This is a genomic window from Acidimicrobiales bacterium (genome assembly GCA_036273495.1).
Taxonomy (GTDB): domain Bacteria; phylum Actinomycetota; class Acidimicrobiia; order Acidimicrobiales; family JAJPHE01; genus DASSEU01.
This window is the reverse complement of sequence record DASUHN010000370.1, coordinates 22,932-33,906: the sequence shown is the minus strand read 5'-3', so window position 1 is coordinate 33,906 and position 10,975 is coordinate 22,932. Positions and strand designations below refer to the sequence as shown.

The 10,975-nt window shown below is 72.6% G+C and carries 8 protein-coding genes; all 8 read left to right on the top strand.

Annotation, left to right across the window (positions count from 1 at the left end):
- Window positions 1-228 precede the first annotated feature (228 nt).
- The 8 genes from VFW24_16030 to VFW24_15995 are packed head-to-tail and all read left to right on the top strand — an operon-like array spanning window position 229 to window position 10,951.
- Complete coding sequence (locus tag VFW24_16030) at window positions 229-1,830, top strand: MFS transporter (GenBank protein HEX5268276.1); 1,602 nt, start codon at window positions 229-231, stop codon at window positions 1,828-1,830.
- Between the two features lie 40 nt (window positions 1,831-1,870).
- Window positions 1,871-3,415: an ABC transporter substrate-binding protein gene (locus tag VFW24_16025; protein ID HEX5268275.1), complete on the top strand. Its 1,545-nt coding sequence runs from the start codon at window positions 1,871-1,873 to the stop codon at window positions 3,413-3,415.
- A gap of 57 nt (window positions 3,416-3,472) precedes the next feature.
- Entirely contained in the window at window positions 3,473-5,137 is a 1,665-nt protein-coding gene (locus VFW24_16020; GenBank protein HEX5268274.1) for a GMC family oxidoreductase, read from the top strand.
- A complete protein-coding gene (locus VFW24_16015; protein ID HEX5268273.1) occupies window positions 5,137-6,741 on the top strand; it encodes a hypothetical protein in 1,605 nt (534 codons plus the stop codon). The genes VFW24_16020 and VFW24_16015 overlap by 1 nt, the downstream gene beginning before the upstream one ends.
- Window positions 6,738-7,346 carry a hypothetical protein gene (locus VFW24_16010; protein ID HEX5268272.1) on the top strand — a complete coding sequence of 203 codons (609 nt, stop codon included), beginning with the start codon at window positions 6,738-6,740 and terminating at the stop codon, window positions 7,344-7,346. Before VFW24_16015 ends, VFW24_16010 begins: the two co-directional genes overlap by 4 nt.
- A 19-nt stretch (window positions 7,347-7,365) precedes the next feature.
- Entirely contained in the window at window positions 7,366-9,486 is a 2,121-nt protein-coding gene (locus VFW24_16005) for an ABC transporter permease (protein HEX5268271.1), read from the top strand.
- Window positions 9,483-10,238: an ABC transporter ATP-binding protein gene (locus tag VFW24_16000; GenBank protein HEX5268270.1), complete on the top strand. Its 756-nt coding sequence runs from the start codon at window positions 9,483-9,485 to the stop codon at window positions 10,236-10,238. Before VFW24_16005 ends, VFW24_16000 begins: the two co-directional genes overlap by 4 nt.
- Window positions 10,238-10,951, top strand: a complete 714-nt coding sequence (locus VFW24_15995) for an ABC transporter ATP-binding protein (protein ID HEX5268269.1) — start codon at window positions 10,238-10,240, stop codon at window positions 10,949-10,951. The genes VFW24_16000 and VFW24_15995 overlap by 1 nt, the downstream gene beginning before the upstream one ends.
- Window positions 10,952-10,975 lie beyond the last annotated feature (24 nt).

Here is a 10,975-nt window from a genome sequence, read left to right as displayed (position 1 = left end):
CGGGCGCCCACCGAAGACCGTCACCACCGTGGCCTCGGCCCCGCCGGCGTGGCGGAGGAGCAGCAGCCCGGCCCCCATGGCGGCGTCGTCGAAGTGGGGGGAGAGCACGAGAATTCGCTCCAGGGCCCCTGGTTCCACCCTCCCCCAGAGCGGCTGGTCGGCCTCGATCACGGGGGGTGATGGTAGGTGCAGGTAGGTATCGGGGCCGGGGGCGTCGAAGTTGCCGGGGTGACTGGGGGGCAGCGCCTTAGGGCGACGAGTTACGGCTGGGCGCCCCTGCTCGCCCTCGCGGCGACCATGACCCTCGGGGCGGGGGAGACCGGATCGCTCTCGCAGGCCGCCGACGGGATCCAGCGCACCTTCCACGTCTCCAACTCGACGGTGGCCCTCCTGCCCCTGGTGGGCAACCTGATCGTCCTGGTCGGCGCCCCCCCGTTCGGGATCCTGGCCGACCGGCGCCGCCGGACAGCGGTCCTGGCCGCCTCCATGGTCCTCTGGACCGGCTTCATGGGGCTCAACGGGCTGGCGTGGAGCTTCGCGGCCCTGCTCGCCTTCCGGCTGGGGGTCGGCTTTGCCGAGGCCAGCAACTCGGCGTCGATCTCCCTGATCGGTGACTACTGGCCGGTCGCGCAGCGGGCCATGCGGATGGGCTGGTACTCCGCCGGCGGGATCGTGGGGGCCCTCATCGGGTTCATCGGCGGCGGCGTGGCGGTGTCGGTCGGCGGCTGGCGCTGGGCGTTCTGGTTCTGGATGCCGCTCGGGGTCGTCACCGGCCTCTTCCTCGCGGTGCAGCCCGAGCCGGCCCGCGGCGAGCAGGACGCCGACCTCGAGGCCGACCGGCAGGCGGCGCACGCGGCCGCCATCGCCGGGTCGTCGGAAGGTGCCGATCTCACCCTGGCGGGCCGGCTGCCCCAGCCCCGCCGGGTCGGCACCCTCGACTACCAGAAGGCGAGCATCCGCGAGGTGATGCAGGAGCTGTTCCGCATCCCGTCCATGTGGTGGGCCCTCCTGTCGCTCACGGTCGCGCAGATGCTCGCCAATGCGCTGTCGTTCTGGGCCATCCCCTTCTTCAAGCGGGTGGACCACCTCCCCGCCGTCAAGGCCGGGCTCTTCTCCGGGATCCTCCTGCCGACCGCCATCATCGGCGTTCTGGCCGGGGGCGTCGTTTCCGACCGCCTCTTCCGTCGGGGGATGGTGAACGCCCGGGTGTACGTCGTGGTGGCGGCCTCGCTGGTGTCGGTGGTGTCGCTGCCACTGGGCTTCGCCACCCACAGCCTGATCATCAGCGGGCTGTTCCTGGCCGTCGGCGGGTGCTCGATCACCCTGCCGCTGGCCCCGAGCGAGGCGCTGTTCAACGACGTGGTGGTGGCGGACCTGCGGGGGCGGGCCGCGAGCGTGCGCTCGATGGTGCGCGCCGCGTCCGCCTCCGGGTCGCTGATCGTCGGGATCATGGCCGACCACCTCGGGGGCTCAGCGGCGGGCCACGCCGCCGGGCTGCAGCGGGCCATGGTGCTGTTTGCCCCGGTGTGCGGTATGGCGGGGGTGCTGTTCATCTTCGCCCGGCGGCACTACGCCCACGACGTGGCGTTCGTGTGCGCCGAGTCGGCGCGCCTCGACGCCCTCCGGGGGTCCGGCCCGGCCGAGGCGATGCTGGCGGACGCAGTGCCGGCCGGGTTGGCGGCGGCGGAGGACGTGCTGGCCGAGGCGATGGTGAGAGATCCCGCCCCGCCCCGGGTGCCGGGCCCGCTGCGGCGGGGTGGGTCTACGGTTGGCGGAGTCGCATCGGCGCCCACGGGGGGAGCAGGAAAGGAGGGCGTGCCCGGTGCGTAGATGGGTGCGCAGTCGCAGAGTCCGTCGGAACGTATGGGTCGTGGCCGCGGGGCTGATCAGCCTGGGGCTGGCCGGCTGCGGTACGCGCCTGTCCGACAACGCCTTTGCCGGCGCGGCCAACCCGAGCTCGGTCTCCGCCGGCGGCCAGCCGGGAGGGACGGCGTCGGGGTCCGGGACGGGGCCGGGGCTCAGCGGGACCTCGGGCTCGGGCAGCGGGGGCGGTAGCTCGCTCTCGGGCGGGGCCACCTCCGCGGGCGCGGGCCCGGGGACGGGTGGGGCCACCGGGACGGGCCCGGCGTCGTCGGGCGGCACCGGCGGGGGCACCACAGGCAGCGGTGGGTCAGGAGGCGGCGCGGCCAACGGCGCCAGCGACGTCGGCGTGACCGCCAACTCGATCACGATCGGCAACGTGACCGCCATCAACGGGGCCCTCGGGCCCTACGCCTTCGGCGTGACCCTCCCCGGCCTGCAGGCGTGGGTGAACGCCACCAATGCCCGGGGCGGGATCAACGGCCGCAAGATCATCCTCGACACCTGCGACGACTCCGCCGACGGGCAGCAGAACCTGTCGTGCGCCACCAAGCTGGTGAGCCAGAAGCACGTCTTTGCCATGTTGGCGAACAACACCGACGCCTGCGCCTCGTCGGCCAAGTACGAGTACCAGCAGGGCGTCCCCGACGTCGGCTTCCCGCTCTGCAACGGCTACTACATGTATCCGAACATGTTCAGCATCTACGGCTCGGGCTACCCGCGGAACGGCAAGCTGCCGCCGACCAACGAGAACCAGGCCCAGGTCTACAAGTGGGCTCACGACAACAAGCACGTGAGCAAGGGGGCCTTCTTCTTCTACATCATCCCGGTGTCCCAGCAGGCCGGCTACTTCGAGGAGGTCGGGGCCAAGTCGGCGGGCATCGCCACTACCTACGAGGGCGGCGGGAACCACGAGGGAGAGAACCCCGCCGATCCCACCTTCGACACCGACGTGATCAACATGCGCGCCGACCACGTCGACGTGATCTTCGACGCCATGGACACCGCCGGCAACGCCAAGCTGTGCGCGGCGATGGACCGCCAGGGCTTCACGGTCCCGGTGAAGATGTCGACCGTAGAGGTGTTCGGCCAGGCCGTGGGCCAGTGGAGCTCCCCGTGCCGCGACTCGGTGTACTCCGCCGACGCGTCCGAGCCTTACTCCGACACCTCGAACCCGGTCGTGGCCCAGTTCCGCAAGGACTTCTCCACCTACGAGCCCCACGCCCAGCTCCACCAGTGGGCGCTCGACGGCTACGGCCTCGGGGTGCTCTTCGGGGACGCCATCAAGTCCATGGGATCGAGTCCCACCCGGGCCGGGCTCCTCAAGTGGATGAACTCCTGGAAGCAGCCCGCTGTGGGCGGCCCCGGCTACACCTTCGACGGCCTGGCCGACCCGGTGGCCTGGACCCCGCTCAACTACAGCCAGCCGGCCCCGGCCTGCGACGCCATCGGCCAGTGGAACAACGCCGCCGGGACCTTCGTCACCGACGCCAAGATCGGCACCTGCTACAACCTGCCCTGGTACGGGACACCGTTCAGCCCGGACGGGTCGTGACGGCGTGACACCCATCGTGGCGTCCGCCGAGGTGCCCGCTTGCGTGGCGGTCGTCGGGTGACGCGCGACTTCGACGCCGTCGTGATCGGTTCGGGCCCGGGCGGGTCGGCGGCCGCCCTGGCCCTGGTCGAGGCGGGCCGGTCGGTCCTGATCGTCGAGAAGGGCCGCAACCATCTGATCGACACCGCCGACCCCACCCGGCTGCTCGGTGACTACAGCAACGACGAGCTCAAGTTCATGGTCCGCCACTTCCTCGGCCCCGATCCGCTCCTGGAGCCGCGCACCTTCCGGGTCGACGCCGGGGACGGGGACCGGGCCTACGTCGGCGAGGTCAACAGCATCCCCACGACCGTCGGGGGAGGCGGGGTGCACGCCGACGGCAAGACGCCGCGGTTCCTCGAGGAGGACTTCCGGCTGCTGTCGGAGCGCGGTCCGATCGAGGGGTCGACCCTGGCCGACTGGCCGTTCGGCTACGACGAGCTCGAGCCCTACTACGCCGAGGCCGAGCGCCTGATCGGGGTGGCGGGAGAGGACGGGACCAACCCCTTCGCCGCCCCCCGCTCGAGCCCGTTCCCGATGCCCCCGGGCGCCCCCATGTACGCCTGCGTGCTGACCACCGTCGCCGCCGAGAGGGTCGGCCTCCACCCGTATCCCGCTCCCACCGCCGCCAACTCGGTCCCCTACGACGGACGGCCCGCCTGCAACAACTGCGGGTTCTGCGGGTACTTCCCCTGCCCCATCCACGCCAAGGGGGACCCGGTGGCGATGCTGCAGCGCGTGCTGGCGAGCGGGCGGGCGGAGCTGTGGCCCGACACCTTCGCCGCCCGCATCGTCACCAGCGCCGGCCGGGCCACCGGCGTGGAGCTGGTCGATCTGGACGGGTCCCGCCGCACGGTGGAGGCCAAGGCGGTGGTCGTGGCCGCCGGCGCCTTCGAGACCCCGCGTCTGCTCATGCTGTCGGGCTTCGAGAACCCCGCCATCGGCCGCAACCTCATGGTGCACTTCCAGACCTTCGTGGTGGGCCGCCTCGAGGAGCGGCTCCACCCCCACCGGGGCCGGGCGGTGACCCACCTCCACGACGACCATCTGATCGACGACGAGGACTCCCGGCGGGCGGCGCGGGAGGCGGACCTGCCCTGGATCCGGGGCGGGATGACCGAACACGGCGCCGCCTCGCACCCCGTGCTCGAGGCCAAGCTGTATCCCTGGGGGCCGGCCCACAAGGACTCCATGCGCGCGTCGGAGATGCGCGAGCACCTGGCGGCCTTCACCATGCAGGGGGAGGACCTGCCCCAGGCCGGCAACCGGGTCGACCTCGATCCGTCCGTGCGGGACGTGCGGGGGATGCCGGTGGCGCGGGTGACCTACAAGCCCCACAAGCACGAGCTGGTCGCGTCGGCCCACTACGCGACCGTGCTCACCGAGGTCATGGAGGCGGCCGGCGCCCGGTGGACCACGACCGCCACCTCGCCCTGGCCCGGGCTGCCCTACGGGACCCAGATATCCCCCGTCCCGTCCTCCCGCCACGTCATGGGCACGGTGCGCATGGGCCCCGACCCCGCCGACGCGGCATGCGACGAGTGGGCCCGGCTGTTCGAGGCACCCAACGTCTTGGTGGCGGACTCCTCACCGTTCCCCACCGCGTCGGGCTACGGCCCGACTCTCACCCTGGTGGCCCTGGCGCTGCGCAACGCCCGGGCCCTGGCCGCGGAGGTGGCCTGATGAGCGCTCTCTCGAGGAGGTCCGCTCCCTCCCGGGGCCGCCGGTTGGCCGGGGCCGGGCTGGGGGTGGCCGCTCTCACGCTCGGCGGGCTGACGGCGTTCCACGTGCCGTCGTCGGGAGCCGACACCAACCGTCCCACCACCTTCTCCGGCGGGGCGGCGGCCGCGGCGGTGCACGAGGAGGAGAACGGCCAGGCCGGCTTCGCCGTGTACGAGCCCTTCTACGGTTCGTTCGCTGAAGGGTCCACGCGCTACAGCAACGACGGCCAGTTGGCCCGGGCGTCGACCTTCTGGCCCGGTCCGACCTTCGGGAACACGGGCAGCCTGATCTGCCAGCTCAACTGCGAGCCTGTTCCGACCTTCCCGCTGTCGGTACAGACCGAGGGCCCGCCCTCGCAGCCGCCGAACGTCAGCCAGCAGACCTCGACCCAGGCCGGTGGCGCCGGCCAGCCCTCCTCGCTGAACGCGGCGGCGGCCGACGCCTCCGCCGACCCCGACGCCGGCGTGGCCACCGACGCCGTCACGGGGGCGTTCAGCGCGCCGGGGGAGTCGGCCACCGCCGCCGGCGCGCCCGCGTCGTCGTCGTCGGCCTCGTCCCCCTCGCCCCTTCCTGGTCCGGCCTCGGCCTCGTCCGGGGGCGACCGCCTGGCGACCGCCAGCGCCGCCTTCTTCCGCCAGGCGTCGCTGATCCTGCGCCACCCGGTCAGTGCGTCGGCGGCGGCCAGCTCTGCGGTCGTGGCGGTGAAGTCGATGACGGCGTCGACCGCCCAGCACTTCTCCGGCTCGACCCTCCTCTCCGACGCCCAGACCCAGCTGTCCGGGGTGAGCCTGCTCGGAGGGATGATCGACATCGCCTCTGTACACACCGAGTCGCACGCCAAGACCGACGGTGCCGGGGTGCACACCCACAATGACGTCGTGACGGTGAGCGGGGTCACGGTGGCCGGCCAGCCCGCCACCATCGGGAGCAACGGGGTGACGGTGTCCGGGCAGGGCAGCGGCTCCGCTCTGCTCGACTCCCTGAACGCCGCTCTGCAGCAGGCGCTGGAGGCGGCCAACGCCGACGTGACCCTCGTCGGGGCCACGGCCAAGCCGCCCCAGCCCCTCGTGGGTGACTGCACCGGGGCCCAGGCCGACGGGGTGTTCGTGCACACCTCGGCCAACGCCCAGGCCGCCCCGCTCGTCGGAGACATCTACAACGGTGACTACACGCTCGGTTCGTCGTGCGCGTCGGTGTCGGCGACCCCGGCCGGCAGCTCGCTCCCGGCCCCGCCGGCGGGACTGCTGCCGGGATCGACGACCTCGCCCGCATCCGGCGGGGCCGTCGACACCGGTACGGCGGCTCTCCCGGTGGACGCGGGCTCTCTCGGCGGATCGGGCGCCACGGCCGGAGGCGGCGGGGAGTCGACCGGAAGCTCTGCCACCCCCGGGGCGTCCGGGGGCTCGCCCCGCCAGTTGGCCACGACCTCCGGGGCGTTCGTCAGCCGGCGGTTCTCGACCCTGTACCTGTCAGTAGTCCTGGCCCTGGCCGCCGTGCTGGTCGGCCTGGGCTTCCACCGGCCGCGGCCCAGTGTCCGCGGCGTCGGTCGTAGGAGTGGCCAATGAGCGATGACGTCATGAGTGTTCCGGTCTCCCGCGTGGGGGCCGACGACGAGCGGCTGCCCGACGCGGCGCTGTTCTGGAAGTGGGCGGCCGGGGCCGTGCTGCCCTGGGCGGGCTGGATCCTCGCCGCCGTCGGCGTCGTCGTGATCATCGTCGGGTGGTACGGCGTCTCCGGCCAGGCCCTCGTCGCCAAGCAGCTCCCCTATCTCATCTCGGGTGGCCTCGGGGGGGTGGCGCTGGTCGGCATCGGCGCGGCGATCATCAGCGCCGAGCGCCGGCGCCAGGACACGGGCCGGATCGAGCGGCTCGAGGAGATGGTCGGCGAGCTGCGCGCCGTCCTGCTGGCCCACCCCGACGCCCCCACCGACCTGGTCGGGAGCCCCCGCTCGCCGGGCGCCGTCGGTGCCGCCCGGACCGGCCCGTCGGCCAACGGCGCCGCCGCGGAGTCGGCGGGGCTGGTGGCCCTCCCGACCGGTACGACCTACCACGCCCCCGGCTGCCAGATGGTGCGGGGCAAGGAAGGGGTCGAGGCGGTGAACGCCCGCGGGATCGAGCAGCGCGGCCTCTCCGCCTGCCGGGTCTGCGAGCCCGCCCTCTCGAGCAGCTGACACATGGGTCCCGGCTGACATGGTCCTCGGCTTCGCCACCTCCATCTGGCTCCAGCTGGTCGTAGCCGGCATCGCCGCCGGCGCCATCTACTCGCTGGCGGGCATGGGCGTGGTGCTGACCTACCGGGCCACCGGCGTGTTCAACTTCGCCTACGGCGCCATCGCCGTGCTCGTGGCCTACGTGGTCTGGCAGCTCAACGCCCGGTGGCACTGGCCCCTCGGCATCGCCGCCCCCCTCGGGGTGATCGTGGTGGGTCCGGGCGTGGGCCTCCTGCTCGAGCGGTTCGTGTTCCGGCCTCTCGAGCGCCGGGGCGCCAGCCAGGCCGAGCGGCTGGTCGCCATTCTCGGCGTGTTCCTGCTGCTCCTCGGGCTCATGTACGCCATCTGGACCGGCCTGGTGCGCCAGGACGCGCCCGACATCGTGAGCAACCGGGCTCTCAGCCTCGGTGCCGGCGTGCGGATCGGCGAGGACCAGCTCGTCGTCGTGGTCCTCGTCGCCGCCATCAGCGTGCTGATGTGGCTGATGTTCGGGCGCACCCGGCTGGGGCTCGAGATCCGTGCCGTCGTCGACCGGCGGGAGCTCTCCGAGCTGGCCGCCATCGACTCCAACCGGGTCTCGGCCATGGCGTGGGCCCTGGGGTGCGGCTTTGCCGGGCTGACGGGCGTGCTGCTGGCGCCGTTGTTCTACCTCGACCCGTTCCACCTCACCCTGCTGGTGGTCTTCGAGACCTTCTCGGTCGCGGTGGTGGCCCGGCTGGTGAGCATGCCGGCGGCGGCGGTCACCGGCATCGCCCTCGGGGTGGCGTCGAGCCTGCTCACCCACTTCAACCCCCGCATCCTTCCGGTCTTCCACTGGCACCTGCCGACGTGGATCACCTACGTGGTGGGCCAGATCGAGCAGAACCTGTCGGCTGTCCTGCTCGTCGTGGCCCTGGTGGTCCTGCGCCGTCTCGACGAGAGCGAGAGCACGGCCACGGTGGCCCGGGCCGTCAGCCGGGGCGGGTTGGTGGCCGCCGGCCTGGGCCGGCGGGCCCGGGCGGCGCGCACCCCGGTGCTGCTCGGTGCGGTCGTTGCCCTCGTCGCCGTGGTCCTGCCGTGGCTGCTGACGGTCGGGACGATCGGGGAGGGCCAGGTCATGCTGGCGCTCGTCGTGGTGTTCACCTCGATCGTGTGCATCACCGGGTTCTGCGGCTACATCACGCTGGGCCAGGCCGGGTTCGCCGGCATCGGCGCCTTCGTGGCGGCCGAGGCCGCCACCGCCGTCCACGTGCCCGTGATCCTCTCCATGCTCCTCGGCGGGGTGGCGGCCATGGTGCTCGGGGTTCTCACCGGCTTTCCGGTGCTCAACCGGCGGGGCCTGCTGCTCGGGCTCATGACCCTGGCCATGGGCCTTCTGGTGTACAGCCTCGTCTTCACCGACGACCTGGTCGTGGGATCGGGGAGCATCGCCGTGTCCCGGCCCAGCCTGTTCGGCTGGTCGTTCGACGGCGAGCACGCCTTCTACTACTTCGAGCTGGCGTGGGTGGCGCTGATCCTGCTGCTGGCCCGCAACCTGCGCCGGGGCCGGCTGGGCCGGATCCTGGGCGCCATGCGCGACTCGGAGACGGCGGCCCGCGCCGTGGGGGTGGACCTGCGGCGCTACAAGCTGTTCATCTTCGCCGTCAGCGCCTTCATCGCCGGCATCGGGGGCGCCCTGCTGGCCGAGCAGACCCGGCTGTTCAACGGGCTGTACTTCGACCCGCTGCAAACCAGCCTCACCTGGTTCGTGGTGGTCGTCGTGGCCGGCGTCGGCTCACTCGCCGGCGGCGTGGTCGGCGCCGTGCTGTACGAGATGCTCAACATCGTGCTGCACAAGTTCGGAGTGTCCGACATCCTGTTCGCCGTCCTGGCCCTGTCCCTCGGCGTCCTGCCCGGGAGGTCGCTCGTGGGGGTGGCCCGGCGGGTGGCGCAGATCGGGGCCGTGCCCAAACCGGCTCTGCGCGCCCTGGCGCGGGCCCAGCGCGCCCAGGCCCGGAAGGCGGGACCGGCCGGCGTCCTTCCCACTGCGGCCCGGCCTCAGCCGTCCGAGTTCGCCCGGCGGCTCCTGGCCGACGTCCCTGCCCGGGAGCGGGTCGGGGCCGGTCGAGGGGGCGGCCCGTGACCCTGCTCGAGGTCGACAACGTCACCCATCGCTTCGGTGGCCTGGTGGCTCTCGACGGCGTGAAGCTGGCAGCCGAGAACGGGAAGATCACCTCGCTCATCGGGCCCAACGGTGCGGGCAAGACCACGCTGTTCAACTGCATGACCGGGCTCCTGCGGCCGACACGGGGCCGGATCCGCTTCGACGGCAGCGACGTCACGAACCTCGAGCCCCACGTCCGGGCCCGGCTCGGGATGGGCCGCACCTTCCAGCGTCTCGAGGTCTTCAGCGGCATGACGGTGTTCGAGAACCTCCAGGTGGCCGCCGAGATGGCGCGCCCCGGGCGCGTCCTGCGCGGCCTGTTCCGGCTGCGCCACCCCGACGAGCCCGAGGTGGTGGCGGCGGTGGAGGCCAGCCTGGCCCAGGTCGGGCTGGAGTGGGCGCGCGATCTCGTCGCGGGAGAGCTGTCCACCGGGGTCCTGCGCCTGGTCGAGCTGGGCCGAGCCCTGTGCACCCGGCCCCGCCTGCTACTGCTCGACGAGACCGGCAGCGGCCTCGACACCAACGAGACCGAGGAGCTGTCGCGGATCCTGCGGGGGATCGCCGCCAGCGGGATCGGCATCCTGCTCGTGGAGCACGACGTCGACATGGTCATGACGATCTCCGACCGGGTCTACGTGATGGACTTCGGCCAGCTGATCGCCTCCGGGACGCCGGATACCGTGGCCGCCGACCCGGCCGTGCAGGCGGCCTACCTCGGGACCGCCAGCTGATGGCTCCGCTCCTCGAGCTCGACGGGGTCGTGGCCGGCTACGGCCGCATCGAGATCCTGCACGGCGTCGACCTCACGGTTCCCGCCGGCACCGTCGTGGCGCTCCTCGGCCCCAACGGGGTGGGCAAGACGACGACCCTGCGCACCGCCGCCGGGCTGGTGGAGTGCAGGCGGGGGGCGGTGCGCTTTGCCGGCCGGCGCATCGACGGACGGGCGCCGCACGAGACCGCAGCCGGGGGCCTGGTGCTGATCCCGGAGGGCCGGGGCATCTTCCCCAACCTCAACGTGCGCGACAACCTGCGGGTCAACACCAACGCCGGATCCGACCGGTCGCAGCGCCAGACCCGCCTGGCCTGGGTGCTCGAGCACTTCCCCCGGCTGAAGGAGCGGTTCGACCAGCGGGCCGGCACCCTGTCCGGTGGCGAGCAGCAGATGCTGGCCATCAGCCGGGCCTTCCTGGCCGGGCCGCGCCTGCTGATGGTCGACGAGATCTCGATGGGGCTGGCGCCGATCGTGGTCGAGCAGCTGTTCGCCGACATCGCCCTGCTGAAGGAGCAGGGGATCGCCATCCTCCTCGTCGAGCAGTACATGAGCCGGGCGCTCGAGCTGGCCGACATCTGCTGTGTGATGACCCACGGCCGCATCGACTTCGTCGGGGAGCCCGAGGAGCTGCGCCGCAGCTCGGTGCTGGCCAGCACCTACCTGGGCGGATGAGCGACGGGCGCACGCCGCGCCCGT

Bases quoted from the DNA above. Each gene is read 5' to 3' on its own strand.
- VFW24_15995 (HEX5268269.1), top strand. From the start codon at position 10,238: ATGGCTCCGCTCCTCGAGCTCGACGGGGTCGTGGCCGGCTACGGCCGC.
- VFW24_16010 (HEX5268272.1), top strand. From the start codon at position 6,738: ATGAGCGATGACGTCATGAGTGTTCCGGTCTCCCGCGTGGGGGCCGAC.
- VFW24_16015 (HEX5268273.1), top strand. From the start codon at position 5,137: ATGAGCGCTCTCTCGAGGAGGTCCGCTCCCTCCCGGGGCCGCCGGTTG.
- VFW24_16005 (HEX5268271.1), top strand. From the start codon at position 7,366: ATGGTCCTCGGCTTCGCCACCTCCATCTGGCTCCAGCTGGTCGTAGCC.